This is a genomic window from Micromonospora sp. NBRC 110038, from assembly GCF_020884815.1.
Classification (GTDB): domain Bacteria; phylum Actinomycetota; class Actinomycetes; order Mycobacteriales; family Micromonosporaceae; genus Micromonospora; species Micromonospora haikouensis.
This window is the reverse complement of record NZ_BBOL01000003.1, coordinates 306,338-323,901: the sequence shown is the minus strand read 5'-3', so window position 1 is coordinate 323,901 and position 17,564 is coordinate 306,338. Positions and strand designations below refer to the sequence as shown.

The window sequence follows — 17,564 nt, the reverse complement described above, 5'->3', positions numbered from 1 at the left end:
GGGCACGGCCGCCGGTGGGTCGGTGCCGAGTGGGTGTGGGCCGCGGGGGAGGCGGCTCAGATCTCGGCGAGGCTGCCCTCGTACATCCGGTCGATCTCGGCCGCGAAGTTGCTCTCCACGCCCCGGCGCTTGATCTTGAGGGACGGCGTCATCTCGCCGTCCTCGATGGTCAGGTCGCGGGGCAGGACGGTCACCTTCTTGATCGTCTCCCAGCGGTTGAGCTTGGCGTTGAGCTGGGCGACGTACTCCTCGACCATGGCCCGGGCCTCGGCGGAGGCGGCGATCTCGGCGTAGCTGCGCCCCTCCAGCGGGCCGCCGGCCGCCCAGCCCCGGATCGCGTCCGGGTCGAGGCTGACCAGCATCGTGCAGTAGTTGCGGGCCTGGCCGATGACGACCGCCTGCGACGTGTACGGGCACAGCGCCTTGAACATGCCCTCGATGTGCGAGGGGGCGACGTACTTGCCGCCGGAGGTCTTGACCAGGTCCTTCTTCCGGTCGGTGATGCGCAGGTAGCCGTCGTCGTCGAGGCTGCCGATGTCGCCGGTGCGGAAGAAGCCGTCCTCGGTGAACGCGGCGGCCGTGTCCTCGGGGAGGTGGTGGTACCCCCGCATGACCGGCCGGCCCCGGACCAGGATCTCCCCGTCGGTGTCGATCCGGCACTCCAGGTCGCCCATCGCCCGGCCGACGGTGCCGATGCGCAGGCCGCCGGGCGGGTTGACGAAGTTGCCGGCGCTGCTCTCGGTGAGGCCGTACCCCTCGGAGATCGGCAGGTTGGCGGCGGCGAAGAAGGTGGCGATCTCCTTGCTCAGCGGCGCGGCGCCGGAGACGAGCACCCGGATCCGGCCGCCGAGGCGGGCCTGGAGCTTGCTGAACACCAGCTTCTCGGCCAGCGCGTACCGCAGCCTCAGCCCGGCGGGGACGGGCCGGCCGGCCTGCTCCAGCGCGACCTTCTCCTTGCCGACCCGCACCCCCCAGGCGAAGATCTTCGCCTTCGCGCCGCCGGCGTCCTGCGCGGTGGTGACCGCCTTGTTGTAGACCTTCTCGAAGACGCGGGGCGCCCCGCACATCAGCGTCGGCCGCACGACGGCCAGCAGCTCGACCAGCTTCTCGACCCGGCCGTCGACGTAGGTCGGCAGGCCGACGTGGGTCGCGCCGCAGAGCAGGGTCTTGCCGAACGAGTGGGCCAGCGGCAGCCACAGGTACTGCAGGTCGTCGTCGCGCAGCAGCCCCACCTCGGCCTGCGCCACGCCCTCCCAGCACCAGCCGCCGTGCAGCAGTTCGACGCCCTTGGGCCGCCCGGTGGTGCCGGAGGTGTAGATGAGGGTGGCCAGGTGGTCGGGCCCGAGGTCGGCGGTCAGGCGCTCGATCAGCTCCGGGTCGTCGGCCAGGGTCCGGGCGCCCCGCTCCTCCAGCTCGGCGAGGGTCAGCTGCGGCACGGCCGCCGCCGGGTCGGGCGTGCCGTCGAAGAGCACCACGTGGGTCAGGGCCGGCAGCGTCGCGCCGGCGAGCTTGGCGGCCTGGGCCGGGTTCTCCGCGAACAGCACCCGGGAGCCGGAGTCGGCGACGATGTACGTGGCGTCCTCGGGCTCGGTGGTCGGGTAGACGGTGGTGGTGGCGCCACCCGCGCACATGATGCCGAAGTCGGCGAGCACCCAGTCGAGCCGGGTGCTCGACAGGATCGCCACCGGGTCCTCGCGGCCGACACCGAGCCCGTGCAGCCCCGCCGCGACCGCCCGGGCCCGCTGCCCGACCTGGGCCCAGGTCAGCCAGACCGGCCCCGAGTCGTCGGGGGCGGGGTGGGCGAACGCGGGGCGGTCGGGGGTGGCCGCCACGCGCTTGAGGAACATGTCGGGGATGGAACGGTACGGTACATCGAGAGACATCGCTGTAGCCGCCTTCAGGGGGTGGAGGCGTGACGGGGGTCACGTCGTTTGCGGTTACCGAAGGGTATTGCCTGCACCGCGCATCGGCTAGTCCTCGCGGCGGCCCGCCGGGGCCCCGGCGCGGATCAGGCGTACCGGGCGGCCCGCAGCGACCAGTCGTAGGTGGCCCGCACCCAGTTGCGGCGGGCCGCCAGGAACGAGCGCAGCGCCGGGTCGTCGTCGGCGTCGACCAGGGCCGCCTCCCGCTCGGCGTAGCACGCGAGGGCCCGGTTGAACCGCTCGGCGGCGGCCCGCAGCGCCGCCGGCTCGCCCCGGCCGGTCTCGGCCGCGATCGCGCTGACCAGGTTGTGCGCGTCCGGCCCCGCCCGGTTCTCCTTGCCGTACGAGAACAGGTCGTTGCACCAGCAGACCAGGTCCGCCGCCAGGGTCTCGACGTCGACGAGCGCCGGCTCGACGCGGCGGTCCGCCTCCGGCGGCGCGTCGTACGCGAGGTCGGTCAGGGTGAACGCGGGGTGCACCGCCCCGGTGTGCCGGCGCAGCGAGACGTACTCGGCCACCCCGGGCACCCGGCCGTGCTCCCGGTTCGCCGCCTCCCACAGCAGGGCCAGCAGGTAGTCGCGCAGCTGGCCGACGAAGCGCAGCAGCAGCGGCGGGTGCCCGTGGGCCCGGATCCGCCGGCAGAGGTCGTCCAGGGCGGCGCCCAGCGGACCGCCGGCGGGGGCGAGGCCCGGGGCGCCGTGCCGGTCCAGCACGTCCAGCAGGTCGGCGACGACCGGGGCGAGCCGGGTGGGCGCGTCGCCGAGCCCGTCGTCGTCGCAGGCGTCGTCGACGACGAAGAGCCAGGTGATCAGGTCGGTGAGCAGTCGCAACCGGTCGGCGGGCGCGTCCGGGCAGGTGCGACCGGCCAGCTCGGCGGCGGCGGCGTGCCGCAGCCGGTGCATCCGGCGTCCGTTGGTGATCAGGCCGAACGCCTGCGCCCAGCCCAGGCTCTGTGCGGCGGCCAGATCGGTGCCGGCGTGCCGGCGCGTGGGAAACGGTGGCTCGTCCAGGGCAGAGACCGCGAAGCTCCGCACGTCACCCCCTGCCGGGTCGGGCCACCCCGGGTGGGGCGACCGGCCGAGGGTACGCCAGATGAATAGATATTCATAGTTCGGTCGGGAGTCTGCCCCGCGCCGTCGAGTGACCGTTCCCGCACAGCGGGTCAGATGCCGAGCTGGGCGGCCCGGAGCCGGTCCACCGCCGCCGCCGGCCCCTCCACCTGCACCCGCGAGACCCGCTGCCGGCCGGTGAGGAAGAGCACCAGCTCGCCCGGCGCGCCAACCACGCGGATCCGCGGCCCGCCCCGCCCCGCCGACAGCGCGCCGTGCCCGGGCGCCTGCACCAGCAGGTCGGCCGGGAAGCGGCGCAGCGCCAGCCGGCCCAGCACCGAGGCCCGCCGCCACAGCACGGCGTCCAGCCCGGCCGGCAGGTCGCGCGGACCCCACCCCGCCCGGGCCCGCCGGACGTCCTCGTGGTGGATGTAGAACTCCATCGTGTTGACCAGCTCGTCGGTGACGGGGTTGCTCAGCGGGCTCCACAGCGGCGGCCGGCGCACCAGCGCCACCAGCTCGTCGAAGGGCCGCGCCGCGACCCGCAGGCGCACCCGTTCGGCGTACCCGCGCAGCGGCGGCAGCGCGATCCCCCCGGCGGCGTCCGGCCGCCGCTCCCGCACGACGAGGTGGGCGGCGAGGTCCCGCACCGACCAGCCCTCGTTGACGGTCGGCGCGTCCGGACCCAGGTTCTGCATGAGGTCGGCGAGCGCCTCGCGCTCCGACCGGGCGTACCGCGGCATGGCCCGATCGTAGGCCGGTCCGCCGCCGTCGGCCCGTCGTGGCGGGGATGGCCCTCGACGTGATCGCCGACATACCCGTTCCGGGACAGCGTGGCTCGACCCGTCCGGTAAGGATGAGGGAGATACTTGCAACTTACGGCGGGGGAGAGCGTGACCAGCAGGACAAGTCGGGACGTGCTCCGCAGAGGGCTGTCCGTGCTCGGCCGGGCGATCCGGGAGCAGCCCCGGATCTTCGCGGTGGCGGTCAGCGGCAGCGTGTTGTTCGGCGGGCTGGTGATCGCCAGCGCGTACGTCGTCGGGGCGGTGGTCGGCGACGTCGTGGTGCCGGCGATCGCGCGCGGGTCGGTGGGCGTCGCCGCCCTCGCCCTTGCCGCCGGGGCGCTGTTCGGCATCAGCGTGCTGCGGGTGGTCGGCATCTTCGGCCGCCGGCTCGGCGCGGGCTACATGCAGTTCCGGCTCCAGGCCGCCTACCGCCGGCAGGTGACCCGCCGCTACCTGGAGCTGCCGCTGTCCTGGCACCAGCGCAACGCCACCGGCACCCTGCTGTCCAACGCCAACTCCGACGTCGAGGCGGCCTGGTACCCGATCGCCCCGCTGCCCTTCGCCGTCGGCACCGTGGTCATGCTGGTCGGCGCGATCGCCTCCCTGTTCGTCACCGACTGGGCGCTGGCCCTCGTCGGGCTCGCGGTCTTCCCCGCCCTGTTCGCCCTCAACGTGATCTACTCCCGACGGATGGCCCCCCGCCAGGCCCGCGCCCAGCGGCTGCGCGCCGAGGTCAGCGGCATCGCCCACGAGAGCTTCGACGGCGCCCTGGTGGTCAAGACCATGGGCCGCGAAGCGCAGGAGACCGCCCGGTTCGCCGCCCGCGCCGGCGAGCTGCGCGACGCGCTGATCTCCGTCGGCCGGCTGCGCGGCGTCTTCGACCCGATGCTGGAGACCCTGCCCAGCCTCGGCACCCTCGCCGTGCTGGTGGTCGGCGCGTTCCGCCTCCGGCAGGGCGCCATCACCGTCACCGACCTGGTCAGCGTGGCCTTCCTGTTCACCGTGCTGGCCTTCCCCGTGCGGGCCATCGGCTGGGTGCTGGCCGAGCTGCCGCGCAGCGTCGCCGGCTGGGACCGGGTGCGCCGGGTGCTCGACGCCACCGGCGAGATGCCGTACGGCGACGTCACGCTCGACCCGGCCGACCCGACGCCGGCCACGCTCGCCTTCGCCGACGTCGGCTTCGCCTACGAGCCCGCCGAGGCGCACCTGCCCGGCGCCGAGGTGCTCGGCGAGGTCACCTTCACCGTGCCCGCCGGCAGGACCGTGGCCCTGGTCGGGCCCACCGGCTCGGGCAAGTCCACCATCGCCGCGCTGGCCGTGCGGCTGGTCGACCCGCACACCGGCACGGTCAGCCTCGACGGCGTCGACGTCCGCCGGCTCACCGCCGCCTCGCTGGCCGGCACCGCCGCCCTGGTCGCCCAGGTGCCGTTCGTCTTCGACGACACCGTGCGGGCGAACATCGCGCTGGACCGGCCCGGCGTCACCGACGACGACGTCTGGGCCGCGCTGCGGCTCGCCGAGGCCGACGGCTTCGTCGCCGCGCTCCCCGAGGGGCTCGACACGATGGTCGGCGAGCGGGGCACCTCGCTCTCCGGCGGGCAGCGGCAGCGGCTCACCCTGGCCCGGGCGCTGGCCGGGCGGCCCCGGCTGCTGGTCCTCGACGACGCCACCAGCGCGGTCGACCCGAGGGTGGAGGCGGCCATCCTCGCCGGCCTGCGCGCGCCGGCCGCCGGCGGCCCCGCCGCCTCGATCCTGGTGGTGGCCTACCGGCGGGCCACCATCGCGCTCGCCGACGAGGTGATCTACCTGGAGCACGGCCGGGTGGTCGCCCGGGGCACCCACGCCGAGCTGCTCGCCACCGTTGCCGGCTACGCCGACCTGGTCACCGCCTACGAGCAGGCCGAGGCCGACGGCGAGCAGCAGCCCCGCCCGTACGACGAGGTCGCCCCGCTGACCTCCGGCCTGGAAGTCGAGGTGGACCGGTGAGTGTGGTGGAGGCCGAGCAACCGGCGGAGAACACCTGGCGCACGCTGCGGCGGGGCCTGGCCCTCTCGCCCGAGCTGCGCACCGGCCTGGCCGGCACCCTCGCGTTGGCGCTGGTCTACATGGTGGGCCGGGTCGCCGTCCCGGTCGCCGTGCAGCAGGGCATCGACGAGGGCATCGTCGGCGGTCTCGACCTCGGCGTGGTGTGGACCGTCGTCGCGGCGACCGCCGCCGTGCTGGTGGTGACCACCACCTGCGGCTACCTGATGATGCGCCGGCTGTTCACGGTCAGCGAGACGGCCCTGGCCAACGTGCGCACCCGGGCGTTCCGGCACGTGCACGACCTGTCGATGCTGCACCAGCAGTCCGAGCGGCGCGGCTCGCTGGTCTCCCGCGTCACCAGCGACGTCGACCAGATCACCCAGTTCCTCCAGTGGGGCGGGGTGATCCTGATCGTCAACCTCGGCCAGCTCGCGGTGACGACGGCCGTCATGCTCGCGTACTCCTGGCAGCTGACCCTCGTGGTGCTCGCCGCGTTCGCGCCCGCGGTGCTGGTGATCCGGCAGCTCCAGCGCCGCCTCGCCGGGGCGTACGGGACGGTCCGGCAGCGGATGGGAACCCTGCTCGGCACGATCGGCGAGAGCGTCGTCGGCGCGCCGGTGATCCGGGCGTACGGGATCGCCGGGCGGACCGCCCGACGGCTCGACGCGGCGATCGAGGGGCAGCAGCGGGCCCAGCAGCGGGCCATCCGGATCAGCATCCTGGGCAGCTCCGTGGGGGAACTGGCCGCCGGGCTGGCGCTGGCCGGCGTCGTCGTGCTCGGGGTGCTGCTCGGCGTGGACGGCACCCTGTCGATCGGGCAGCTCACCGCGTTCCTGTTCCTGGTCACCCTGTTCATCCAGCCGGTGCAGATCGCCACCGAGGTGCTCAACGAGGCGCAGAACGCCATCGCCGGCTGGCGGCGGGTGCTCGACGTGCTCGACGTCGCCCCGGACGTGGCCGACCCCGGCGAGCAGGGCCGGGATCTCCCGGCGGGGCCGCTGGACATCCGTTTCGCCGGGGTCGGCTTCGCCTACCCGGGCGGGCCGCCGGTGCTGCACGACGTGACCCTGGACATCGCGGCGAAGAGCCGGGTCGCCGTGGTGGGCGAGACCGGCAGCGGCAAGACCACGTTCGCGAAGCTGCTCACCCGCCTGATGGACCCGACCGACGGGGCGGTGCTGCTCTCCGGCGTGCCGCTGACCGAGGTCCGGTTCGCCTCGCTGCGCTCCCGGGTGGTGATGGTGCCGCAGGACGGCTTCCTGTTCGACGCCACCGTCGGGCAGAACGTCCGCTTCGCCCGGCCGGAGCTGACCGACGCGGAGCTGACGGCCGCGTTCACCGAGCTGGGGCTGGCCGACTGGCTGGCCGGGCTGCCGGCGGGGCTGGACACCCCGGTCGGGGAGCGGGGCGAGGCGCTGAGCGTGGGGGAGCGGCAGCTCGTGGCGCTGGCCCGGGCGTACGTGGCGGACCCGGACCTGCTGGTGCTGGACGAGGCGACCAGCGCGGTGGACCCGGCGACCGAGGTGCGCCTGCAGCGCACCCTGGACGCGGTGACCCGGGGCCGGACCACCCTCGCGATCGCCCACCGGCTCTCCACCGCCGAGGCCGCCGACGAGGTGATCGTGGTGGACCGGGGCCGGATCGTGCAGCGCGGGCCGCACGACGAGTTGATCCGCGACCCCGACTCGGTCTACGGCCTGCTGCATGCCTCCTGGCTGGAGCAGACCCGCTGACCGGCCCGGACGGGCGAACCGGCGGTGCGGTGGACGCGGGGGCGCGCATGGTCTACCGTGCTGCTTAGGTAAGCCTAACCTTCGGAGGTGGGTCATGCGCCCCAGTCCCGCCCTGCGCCCCACGCCCGCCGAGACCGTCCGGACGCTGGTCGCCGGCCGGCTCCCGGCCCTGGTCCACCTGGCCCAGCGGCCCGGCCCGTACCACGTCCGGCACGCCACCGACGCCGACGGGCGGGTGCTGCTCCTCGTCGGCGTGCACAGCGACCTGGCGGCGGCGCTGCCCCGGGGCGCGGGCGCCGACGTCGCCGTGGCGCTGGACGTGCTCGACCTGCCGCCGGCCGCCGGCGCCCCGTCGCTCGGCCGGGCCTGGGTCTCCGGGTGGGCCGCCGCGCTGCACGGCGACGAGGCCCGCCAGGCCACCCTGGACTTCGCCGAGGTGGACCCGACCGGCGACCTGCTCGACGTGGGCACCCGCTTCCGGCTGTACCGCTTCGAGGTGGCCGAGGCCCGCCTGGAGCGCCCCGACGGGCTGCTGCGGATCGACCCCGTCGCGTACGCCGAGGCGGAGCCGGACCCGCTGCACCCGGTGGAGCCGGAGCTGCTCACCGAACTGGCCGTGCACCACGGCCGGGAGATGGCCGCGTACGTCCGGCGTCAGCTCGGCCTGGTCGAGTCCGGCCCCGACGGCCCGCCCCGCGTGGTCCGCGTCGACCGGTACGGGCTGCTGGTCTCCCTCGGCCGGCCCGGCGCCCGGCGGCGGGCCCGGCTGGCCTTCCCGCGCCCGGTGGCCGACCACCGGGAGCTGGCCCGGCTGCTGCACCCGATGCTCTGCCAGCACCCGCGCTCCGCCGCGCCCCGCGGCTGAGCGAGCCGTGCCGTGTGGGCGCGAGCCGCGCTCCCGGGGGTGAGCGGGGCACCCCTTGCTACCGAATGCGTCAACAGAGGGCCCCTCCTTACCCCAGCCTCCCGCGCAGGTAGCGCTGGACGGTCGGGCCCACCGCCGCGACCAGGGTCTCCGGCGGGGCGGAGGCGACCGGCTCCAGCCGCACGACGTACCGCATGAGGGCCAGCCCGACCAGCTGGCTGGCCACCAGCGACCCGCGCAGCGGCAGTTCGGCCGGGTCGACGTCGAGGTGGTGCAGGACCCGGCGCAGCACCTGGGTGACCAGGAACTCGCGCAGCAGCCGGGCCGTCCACTCGTTGCTCACGGCCGAGCGCAGCAGCGCCACCGCGGCGGCGCCGGCCGGGGAGTCCCAGACGCCGAGGAAGGTGCGCACCAGCCGCTCACCGACGCCGTCGGCATCGCCGGCCAGCACCCGGGGCAGCAGCTCGCCCGGGTCGAGCGGGGCGCCCATCGCGGCCAGGAAGAGCTGGTCCTTGCCGCCGAAGTAGTGGTGCACCAGCGCCGGGTCGACCCCGGCCGCGGCGGCGATCGACCGGATCGAGGCCGCGTCGAAGCCCCGCTCGGCGAACGCGGCACGCGCCGCGTCGAGGATCGCCTCGCGGGTGCCCGGGTTGCCGGGCCGTCGCCCGGTGCGTCGCGCCGTCGCCATCCGCGCCCCGCCCGCGCGTCAGCCGCTGCGACGGCGCAGGGTGGCCGCGGCCAGCGCCAGCGCCAGCACCACCGCCCCGGCCACCACCCCGAGGTCGCGCCACATGGTGGCCGTCGGCTCGGCGTGCGCGCCGACCTCCTGCAACGCCTCGACGGCGTACGACAGGGGGAGCGCGTCGCTGACCGCCTGCAACCAGCCGGCCATCTCGTCGCGGGCGACGAACAGCCCGCACAGCAGCAGCTGGGGGATCACCACGACGGGCATGAACTGCACGGCCTGGAACTCGGTGCGGGCGAAGGCGCTGCAGAACAGGCCGAGGGCGACGCCGAGCACCGCGTTGACCACGGCGATGAGGATCACCAGGGCGCTGCTGCCGGCGGTGGTCAGCCCGAATACCCAGTACGCCACCGCCGAGGCGATCGCGGCCTGGCCGGCGGCGGCGAGGCCGAACGCGATGCCGTAGCCGAAGAGCAGGTCGAGCCGGCCCAGCGGGGTGGTGAGCAGCCGCTCCAGGGTGCCGGAGGTGCGCTCGCGCAGCATCGCGATGCTGGTCACCAGGAACATGATCACGAAGGGGAAGACGCCGAGCATCACCAGGGCCACCCGGTCGAACATGCTCGGCTGGCCGGGCGGGGTGGGCTGGTCGGCGTACATGTAGTAGACGAGCGTGAGCAGCAGGGCCGGCACCAGCACCAGCAGGGCGACGGTACGCCGGTCGTGCCGCAGCTGGCGCAGGACGCGGCCGGTGGTGGCGGCCAGGATGCGCGCGTTCACGACGCCGCCCCCTCGCCGGCTGCCCGCCCGAGGCCGTCAGCCTGCCCGCCGTCCGGTCCGCCGCCGTCCGGTCCGCCGCCGTCCGGTCCGCCGCCGTCCGGTCCGGCGTCGTCCTGCCCGGCGGCCGCCTCGCTGGCCCGGATCAGGCGCAGGAACGCCTCGTCGAGATCGTCGACCCCGGCGGCGGCGCGGACCGCGTCGGGGGTGTCGTCGGCGACGAGCCGGCCCTCGCGGATCAGCAGCAGCCGGTCGCAGCGGGCCGCCTCGTCCATCACGTGGCTGGACACCAGCAGGGTCGTGCCGGCGGCGGCGAGGGCGTGGAAACGGGCCCACAGGTCGGCCCGCAGCACCGGGTCCTGCCCGACCGTCGGCTCGTCGAGGACGACCAGCTCCGGCTCGCCGACCAGGGCGCAGGCCAGCGACGCCCGGCTGCGCTGCCCGCCGGAGAGGGAGCCGACGAGCTGGCCGGCGGCGTCGGCCAGCCCGACGTCGGCCACGGACCGGTCCGCCTCGGCCCGGCCCCGGCCGTGCAGGGCGGCGAAGTAGCGGGCGTTCTCGGCGACGGTGAGGTCGGCGTAGACGCTGGGCGCCTGGGTCAGGTAGCCCACCCGGCTGCGCAGCGCCGGGGAGCCCGCCGGCCGGCCGAGGACGGTCACCGAGCCCGAGCGGACCGTCTGCACCCCGACGACGGCCCGCATGAGGGTGGTCTTGCCGCTGCCGCTGGGCCCGAGCAGGCCGGTGACGGCGCCGCGCGGCACCGCGCACGTCACGCCGTGCAGCACCCGGCGTCGGCCCCGGTCCACGACCAGGTCGCGGACCGCGATCGCGTGGTCCATCGCCACCCCCTGGGAAGTAATTCATCACCCGATGAACTCCACGCTAGGTGAGGGAGGGGGCCGCCCGCAACGGTCGCCGCCCGGCCGGGCGGGACTGCCGCCGCGCCGGGCGGGGCGGCCGGCCGGAGTCGGGGTGCCGCCGGGCGGCGGCGAAAGGTACCCCGAGGCAGGAAAGAGAACCCTCGGGCACTAGCCTTCGGACCGGGCGTCAGCCTTCTGACCGGACAGCCCGTCCGGCATCGGGCATTGCGCCCCGATCGGGCGTACGGCACGATGGCGCGGTGGGTCACGCTGCGTCACCGGAAAGTGGATTCCTCGACGACTGGGCCGCCCGGCTGCGGCAGGCGGCCGAGCGCCCCGTCGTCGGCATCCTGCTGCGGGGCAGCCACGCCCGCCGGGCCGCCACGGCGCACAGCGACGTCGACCTCGACGTGCTGGTCGCCGACGCCACGCCGAGCCGCCCGGCCGGGCCGCCGATCAACGCCCCGTACGCCGCCCGCCGCGCCTACCTGGCCGAAACCGGCGGCCGGCTCACCCACGTCTCGGTGGCGGTCCGCGACGTCCGCTCCTGGCTGGAGCGGCTCGCCCAGCCGGCCGAGTGGGCGTTCGGGCTGCCGGTCACCGCGCCGATCCGGCTGCTCTGGGCCGACGAGCGGTGGCGTGCCCGCATCGACCTGCCGGTGCTCTGCCAGCCCGCCGACGAGCCACGGCTGGAGGAGCTGATCGCCACGCTCGGTAAGGTCGCCGGGGCCCGGGCCCGGGGTGACCACCTCGGCGTCCGGCTGGCCGCCGCCGACCTGGCCCGGCTCTGCCCGTCCGTGCTGCGGCTGGCCAACCCCTCGGTACGGGTGGTGTCCCGCCGGGCGGCGTTCGCCGCCGCCCTCGACCTGCCGGTCGCCCCGCCCGGATACCGCGACGACATGCTGCTTTGCCTCGGCGTGCGCCCCGGCTCCGTCGGGCAGCTCTGGGCCGCCGCCGGGCGACTGGTCACCGGCACCGTCCCGCTGGTCCGCCCGTACGCCGGGGAGATCGCCGCCGTCGCCGGCACGGACCTCGCCGAGGCCCTGTCCGACGGGCGGCTGGACCGCTACCTCGCGCAGCTCACCGGCGGGCCGGCACCGGCGCGGGCCGGCGTGCCGCGTCCGACCCCGGTCGCCCGGCGGGAGCCGTCGCCGGTGCCGTCGCCGCGTGCGGGAGAATGGGTGACTGTGCCCGTACCTGACGCGCCGGTGACCGGCGCCAACGCCCCCAGGACCCCGGCGGCGACGCCCGGCCCGGCCCGCCCGTCCCGGCTCGACCCGGCCGTCGCCGCGCGGCTGCGCCGCACCCCCGACGGTCTGGTGGCCGCCGTGGTGCGCCAGCACGACACGGGCGAGGTGCTGATGGTCGCCTGGATGGACGACGAGGCGCTGCACCGCACCCTCACCACCGGCCTGGCCACCTACTGGTCGCGCAGCCGGCAGGAATACTGGGTCAAGGGGGCCACCTCCGGCCACCTCCAGCACGTCCGCTCGGTCGCGCTGGACTGCGACGGCGACGCGCTGCTGGTCAGCGTCGACCAGGTCGGCGCGGCCTGCCACACCGGCGAGCGCACCTGCTTCTTCACCGAGCTGCCGGTCACCACCACCGGGGGGCAGGCATGACCGACGGCGTCGTCAGCCCCGACCAGGCCACCTTCGCCGACCTGGCGGCCCGCTGGCGGGTCGTCCCGGTCACCCGGCGGCTGCTCGCCGACGCGGAGACCCCGGTGGGCGTCTACCGCAAGCTGGCCGGCGGCCCCGGCACGTTCCTGCTGGAGTCCGCCGAGCAGGGGGCCGGCTCGGCGGGGATGGCCTGGTCGCGATACTCGTTCATCGGGGTGCGCAGCAGCGCCACCCTCACCGAGCGCGACGGCGTGGCGGGCTGGACCGGCCAGCCGCCGGCCGGGTTGCCCTCCGGCGGCGACCCGGTCCGGGTGCTGCGCGAGACCGTCGAGGCCCTCGCCGGCCCGGCCTGGGACCCGGCCAGCGGCATGCCGCCGCTGACCGGCGGCATGGTCGGCTACCTCGGGTACGACCTGGTCCGCCGCTTCGAGCGGCTGCCCGAGCTGACCGAGGACGACCTCGGCCTGCCCGAGCTGGGCATGATGCTCGCCACCGACCTGGTGGTCCTCGACCACTACGACGGCTCGGCGATCCTCATCGCCAACGCGGTGCTCCCGCCGGCCGACGAGCCGGGCCGGGACGCCCTGGTCGCCGCCGCCTACCACCACGCGGTCGGCCGGCTGGACGCGATGACCACGGCGCTGTCCCGGCCCATCCCGCCGATGATCTCCACGGTCGACCGGCCGGCCGTCGGCGACGTGGTCAGCCGCACCGACGCGGGCGGCTACCCGAAGGCCGTCGAGGCGGCCAAGGAGGCGATCCGGGCCGGGGAGTGCTTCCAGATCGTGCTGGCCCAGCGCTTCGAGCGGCCCACCGACGCGGACCCGCTGGACGTCTACCGGGTGCTGCGCACCACCAACCCGAGCCCGTACATGTACCTGCTGCGCTTCGACGGCTTCGACGTGGTCGGCTCGTCGCCCGAGGCGCACCTGAAGGTCAACGCCGGCCCCGACGGTCGACGCCGCGCGCTGCTGCACCCGATCGCCGGCACCCGCCCGCGCGGCGAGACGCCGGACGCCGACGCCCGGCTCGCCGCCGAGCTGCTCGCCGACCCCAAGGAGCGCTCCGAGCACGTCATGCTGGTCGACCTGGGCCGCAACGACCTGGGCCGGGTCTGCCGCCCGGGCACCGTCCAGGTGCCGGAGTTCGCCACCATCGAGCGGTACAGCCACGTCATGCACATCGTCTCGACCGTGGTCGGGGAGTTGCGCCCGGAGCAGACGGCGTTCGACGCGCTGGCCGCGACCTTCCCGGCCGGCACCCTGTCCGGCGCGCCGAAGGTCCGGGCCATGGAGATCATCGAGGAGCTGGAGCCGGTCCGGCGCGGCCTCTACGGCGGCACGGTCGGCTACTTCGGCTTCGGCGGGGACCTGGACATGGCGATCGCCATCCGCACCGCGCTGATCCGCGACGGCCGCGCGTACGTGCAGGCCGGCGCGGGGGTGGTGGCCGACTCCGACCCGGCCGCCGAGGACCAGGAGACCCGCGACAAGGCCGCCGCCGTGCTCGCCGCCATCGCCGCCGCCGAGACGCTGCGGCCCGCCCGGTGAGCGCGGCGGGGCGGCGCGTCGTGGCGGGCGGGGGATGGCCGCGGTGACCGGGCCGGCGACCGACCGGGAGACCTCCGGGGCCGGCGCGCCGGCCGCGCGGGCGCGCCGCGAGCTGACGTACGCGGTGCTGCTCTGCCTGGCGGGCGCGGGCCTGGCGCTGTGGGCGTCGACCCGGACGTGGGCGGTGGAGCTGGCCGCCCGGCCGGCGCCGCTGCCCCCGGTGCGCGCGGCCCGCACCGGGGCGGGGCTGCTGCCCTGGCTGCCTGCGCTCGCGGTGGTCGGGCTGGCGGGGGGCGGCGCGGTGCTGGCCACCCGAGGGCTGCCGCGCCGGCTGGTCGGCGTCCTGCTGCTGGCGCTCGGCGCGGCCGTCGCGGTCGGCGGCGGCTACGGCCTGGTGGCCGCGTTCGACGGCACGGTGAGCCGGCAGTGGCCGGCGTTCTGCCTGGTCGGGGGCCTGCTCGCCGCCCTCGGCGGCGGCCTCGTCGCGCTGCGCGGCGCGGGCTGGCCGGCGATGGGGGCGCGTTACGAGCGCCCGGGTCGACGCGGCGCGGGCCCCGCCCCGGCGGAGGCCGCGGCCGGCCCGGTGACCGGGCGGCGCACCACCGAGGCGTGGGACGCGCTGGACCGGGGCGAGGACCCGACGGCCGACTGACCGGCGACCGGCGACGGGCGAACCGCCCGACCGGCGAACCGACTGACCGGCGGCCTCGCGGCCGGGTCCGGCCCGGCGTGGTCGGCGGCCGGGGTCAGCCGACCGGCTGGCGGTCCCGCGTCGCGGCGCGGGCGGCGGCCAGCTCGGCCACCAGGCGGTCCAGCTCGGCGCGCTGGTGGGCGCGGGCCCGGTCGGCGCAGACGGCCTCCCAGGCGTTGCCGCGCGCGGTGCGCACCCGGGCGTCGCCCACGACGGCCCGCTCCAGGGTGTGCACCACCCCGACGGCCAGCGACGCCACGGTGCGGGAGATGGTGGTCAGTCCGATGGTCGGGTTGGGCCCGGCAGTGCTCATCTGGTCACCCCACGCGAGATCGTCCGACGGCTCGGGCGGCTGCTCGCCGCGGCCGCCCGATGGGCCGCGGGCAGGCCCCTCGTCGAGTCTGCCCGAGTCCCACGGTGCCCGGCTCACGTTTCGCCGCGGTCACCGCCACGTCAACTGTCCGCCGGATCCGTCCACCTGGGCAGGGCCGTTCAGCCTTGAGCTTCGTCACAACATCGACCGGCGTGCGCGCGGTCGCAGGCCGGCGCGCGTGCGGGTCGCCGGCCGGTCGCATCGGTGGGCGCCGGGCGGCGTGCGCGCGGCGCGGCGCCGACGGACAATGATCCGATGAAGATGGGCGATCATCGATGGCCTGGCGGGCGGTGGCGTCACCGCGATCGATGCGGTAGATCGCGCTCGGTGATCCACCGTTCACCGGAAGTCGGCCATTATGCCGCAGCCCATCTCGTGAGGAGCGCCATACCCCCGGCACGTGCTGCCAGGTGGCGCCCCCTAGCATCGGCCCATGACACCCGGAGAGGGGAGTCCGTTGGTGACTGCTGAGCATGCGCACGCGGAGGGGGACGGGGCCGGTCCGGCGGCGTCCGGAAGCGTCCTCGACGAGATCCTGGCCGGCGTCCGCGAGGACGTCGCCCGGCGGCAGGAGCAGGTTCCGCTGGAGCGGATCCGTGAGCTTGCCGCCGCCGCGCCGCCACCGCTGGACGCGTACGCGGCCCTGCGCCGACCCGGCGTGGCCGTGATCGCCGAGGTGAAGCGCTCGTCGCCGTCCAAGGGCCAGATCGCCGAGATCGCCGACCCGGCCGTCCTCGCCGCCGACTACGCCGCCGGGGGTGCGCGGGTCATCAGCGTGCTCACCGAGGGGCGCTGGTTCGGCGGCTCGCTGGACGACCTGGCCGCCGTCCGGGCCGCGGTCAAGGTCCCCGTGCTACGCAAGGACTTCGTCGTCTCCAGCTACCAGGTGCACGAGGCCCGCGCGCACGGTGCCGACCTGGTCCTGCTGATCGTGGCCGCGCTGGAGCAGAACGCGCTGGTCGGGCTGCTGGAGCGGATCGAGTCCCTCGGCATGTGCGCGCTGGTCGAGGTGCACACCGAGGAGGAGGCCGACCGGGCCATGGAGGCCGGCGCGCAGGTGATCGGGGTCAACGCCCGCGACCTGCGTACCCTGGAGGTCGACCGGTCGGTGTTCGAGCGGATCGCGCCCGGCCTGCCCAGCAACGTCGTCAAGATCGCCGAGTCCGGCGTGCGCGGCCCGCACGACCTGATCCGCTACGCCTCGGCCGGCGCCGACGCCGTGCTCGTCGGCGAGGGCCTGGTCACCCAGTCCAGCCCCCGCGAGGCGGTGGCCGCCCTGGTCAACGCCGGCAACCACCCGGCGACGCCCCGCCCGGCGCGCTGAGCCGCGCCGGGCGTCCCGCCCGGCGCGCTGAGCAACCCGGGCGAGAAGTCAGCAGCGAGAGGACACCGCCATGAGCGCCACCGAACCGGCCCCGGCCGGTCAGCTCCCCGACGCCGCCGGTCACTTCGGCCGGTTCGGCGGCCGGTTCGTCCCGGAGGCGCTCGTCGCGGCGCTCGACGAGTTGGACGCCGCGTACCGCAAGGCGATGTCCGACGAGTCGTTCCGCGCCGAGTTCGACGCGCTGCTGCGCGACTACGCCGGCACCCCCTCGCTGCTCTACCCGGCGCACCGGTTCTCCGCGAAGATCGGCGCGCGGGTGCTGCTCAAGCGGGAGGACCTCAACCACACCGGCGCCCACAAGGTGCGCAACGTGCTCGGCCAGGCGCTGCTGACCAAGCGGATGGGCAAGCGGCGGGTGATCGCCGAGACCGGTGCCGGCCAGCACGGCGTGGCCACCGCGACGGCCGCCGCCCTGTTCGACCTCGAATGCGTGGTCTACATGGGCGAGGTCGACACCCAGCGGCAGGCGCTCAACGTGGCCCGGATGCGGATGCTCGGCGCCACGGTCGTCCCGGTCACCACCGGCTCGCGCACCCTCAAGGACGCGATGAACGAGGCGATGCGGGACTGGGTGGCCAACGTCGACGAGACGCACTACCTCATCGGCACGGCCGCCGGCCCGCACCCGTTCCCCGAGCTGGTCCGGGACTTCGTCCGGGGCATCGGCGTCGAGGCCCGCGCGCAGTGCCTGGAGGCGACCGGCGCGCTGCCCGACGCCGTCGCGGCCTGCGTCGGCGGCGGCTCCAACGCGCTGGGCATCTTCCACGCCTTCGTGCCCGACGAGGGCGTGCGGCTCTACGGCTTCGAGGCCGGCGGGGAGGGCGTGGACACCGACCGGCACGCGGCCAGCATCACCGGCGGCACGTCCGGCGTGCTGCACGGCGCCCGCACCTACGTGCTGCAGGACGCCGACGGGCAGACCGTCGAGTCGCACTCCATCTCGGCCGGCCTGGACTACCCGGGGGTCGGGCCGGAGCACGCGTGGCTGCACGACAGCGGCCGGGCGAACTACCTGCCGGTCACCGACGCCGAGGCGATGGCCGCGTTCGAGCTGCTCTGCCGCACCGAGGGGATCATCCCGGCGATCGAGAGCGCACACGCCCTCGCCGGCGCGCAGAAGATCGCCCCGGGGCTCGCCGCCGAGCTGGGCCGGGAACCGGTCATCCTGGTCAACCTCTCCGGCCGTGGCGACAAGGACGTGCACACCGCCGGCGAATACTTCGGCATCCTCGACAAGGAGCAGTGA

General features: G+C 75.7%; 14 protein-coding genes and 2 pseudogenes. 9 read left to right on the top strand and 7 right to left on the bottom strand.

Annotated features, from left to right (window positions below):
* Positions 1 to 56 precede the first annotated feature (56 nt).
* The 3 genes from LPU61_RS13095 to LPU61_RS13085 all read right to left on the bottom strand — a co-directional run bounded on the left by LPU61_RS13095 (position 57) and on the right by LPU61_RS13085 (position 3,714).
* Positions 57 to 1,883 carry a long-chain fatty acid--CoA ligase gene (locus LPU61_RS13095; protein ID WP_043967358.1) on the bottom strand — a complete coding sequence of 609 codons (1,827 nt, stop codon included), beginning with the start codon at positions 1,881 to 1,883 and terminating at the stop codon, positions 57 to 59.
* A gap of 125 nt (positions 1,884 to 2,008) precedes the next feature.
* Entirely contained in the window at positions 2,009 to 2,956 is a 948-nt protein-coding gene (locus LPU61_RS13090; protein WP_043967360.1) for a terpene synthase, read from the bottom strand.
* 128 nt (positions 2,957 to 3,084) lie between these two features.
* Positions 3,085 to 3,714 carry a TIGR03085 family metal-binding protein gene (locus tag LPU61_RS13085; protein ID WP_043967363.1) on the bottom strand — a complete coding sequence of 210 codons (630 nt, stop codon included), beginning with the start codon at positions 3,712 to 3,714 and terminating at the stop codon, positions 3,085 to 3,087.
* Between the two features lie 150 nt (positions 3,715 to 3,864).
* Here LPU61_RS13085 and LPU61_RS13080 point away from each other — a divergent pair, with 150 nt between their 5' ends.
* The 3 genes from LPU61_RS13080 to LPU61_RS13070 all read left to right on the top strand — a co-directional run bounded on the left by LPU61_RS13080 (position 3,865) and on the right by LPU61_RS13070 (position 8,379).
* Positions 3,865 to 5,742 (top strand): ABC transporter ATP-binding protein, encoded by a 1,878-nt coding sequence (locus LPU61_RS13080; RefSeq protein ID WP_229405047.1) that lies wholly within the window; start codon positions 3,865 to 3,867, stop codon positions 5,740 to 5,742.
* Positions 5,739 to 7,514 (top strand): ABC transporter ATP-binding protein, encoded by a 1,776-nt coding sequence (locus LPU61_RS13075; protein WP_043967368.1) that lies wholly within the window; start codon positions 5,739 to 5,741, stop codon positions 7,512 to 7,514. Before LPU61_RS13080 ends, LPU61_RS13075 begins: the two co-directional genes overlap by 4 nt.
* 112 nt (positions 7,515 to 7,626) lie before the next feature.
* Complete coding sequence (locus tag LPU61_RS13070; protein WP_043969311.1) at positions 7,627 to 8,379, top strand: DUF2470 domain-containing protein; 753 nt, start codon at positions 7,627 to 7,629, stop codon at positions 8,377 to 8,379.
* An 88-nt stretch (positions 8,380 to 8,467) separates the two neighbouring features.
* Here the strand turns inward: LPU61_RS13070 and LPU61_RS13065 are convergent, their stop codons facing one another.
* From LPU61_RS13065 to LPU61_RS13055, 3 genes and pseudogenes are all read right to left on the bottom strand, one after another.
* The gene (locus LPU61_RS13065; RefSeq protein ID WP_229405046.1) at positions 8,468 to 9,067 is read right to left on the bottom strand and encodes a TetR family transcriptional regulator; all 600 of its coding nucleotides are present in this window, start codon (positions 9,065 to 9,067) and stop codon (positions 8,468 to 8,470) included.
* Positions 9,068 to 9,085: 18 nt separating this feature from the next.
* Entirely contained in the window at positions 9,086 to 9,841 is a 756-nt protein-coding gene (locus tag LPU61_RS13060; protein ID WP_043967372.1) for an ABC transporter permease, read from the bottom strand.
* Between the two features lie 104 nt (positions 9,842 to 9,945).
* Positions 9,946 to 10,677, bottom strand: a pseudogene (locus LPU61_RS13055) (ABC transporter ATP-binding protein); the annotation flags it as partial.
* Between the two features lie 47 nt (positions 10,678 to 10,724).
* On the opposite strand from LPU61_RS13055, the pseudogene LPU61_RS31740 reads away from it, so the two are divergent.
* The 4 genes and pseudogenes from LPU61_RS31740 to LPU61_RS13035 all read left to right on the top strand — a co-directional run.
* Positions 10,725 to 11,681: pseudogene (locus LPU61_RS31740) on the top strand (hypothetical protein); the annotation flags it as partial.
* A 204-nt stretch (positions 11,682 to 11,885) separates the two neighbouring features.
* Positions 11,886 to 12,320, top strand: a complete 435-nt coding sequence (gene hisI, locus LPU61_RS13045; protein WP_043969313.1) for a phosphoribosyl-AMP cyclohydrolase — start codon at positions 11,886 to 11,888, stop codon at positions 12,318 to 12,320.
* Positions 12,317 to 13,870: an anthranilate synthase component I gene (locus tag LPU61_RS13040; protein ID WP_043967375.1), complete on the top strand. Its 1,554-nt coding sequence runs from the start codon at positions 12,317 to 12,319 to the stop codon at positions 13,868 to 13,870. Before hisI ends, LPU61_RS13040 begins: the two co-directional genes overlap by 4 nt.
* Before the next feature lie 34 nt (positions 13,871 to 13,904).
* Positions 13,905 to 14,522, top strand: a complete 618-nt coding sequence (locus LPU61_RS13035; protein WP_077939085.1) for a Trp biosynthesis-associated membrane protein — start codon at positions 13,905 to 13,907, stop codon at positions 14,520 to 14,522.
* Between the two features lie 94 nt (positions 14,523 to 14,616).
* Here LPU61_RS13035 and LPU61_RS13030 read toward each other — a convergent pair whose 3' ends face one another.
* On the bottom strand, positions 14,617 to 14,874 hold the full coding sequence (locus tag LPU61_RS13030; protein ID WP_043967379.1) for a hypothetical protein: 258 nt from the start codon (positions 14,872 to 14,874) through the stop codon (positions 14,617 to 14,619).
* Positions 14,875 to 15,394: 520 nt separating this feature from the next.
* Between LPU61_RS13030 and trpC the strand changes: the two genes are divergently transcribed.
* Both trpC and trpB read left to right on the top strand, forming a co-directional pair.
* A complete protein-coding gene (gene trpC / locus LPU61_RS13025; RefSeq protein WP_043967381.1) occupies positions 15,395 to 16,258 on the top strand; it encodes an indole-3-glycerol phosphate synthase TrpC in 864 nt (287 codons plus the stop codon).
* Positions 16,259 to 16,328: 70 nt separating this feature from the next.
* A complete protein-coding gene (trpB, locus tag LPU61_RS13020; RefSeq protein ID WP_043967382.1) occupies positions 16,329 to 17,564 on the top strand; it encodes a tryptophan synthase subunit beta in 1,236 nt (411 codons plus the stop codon).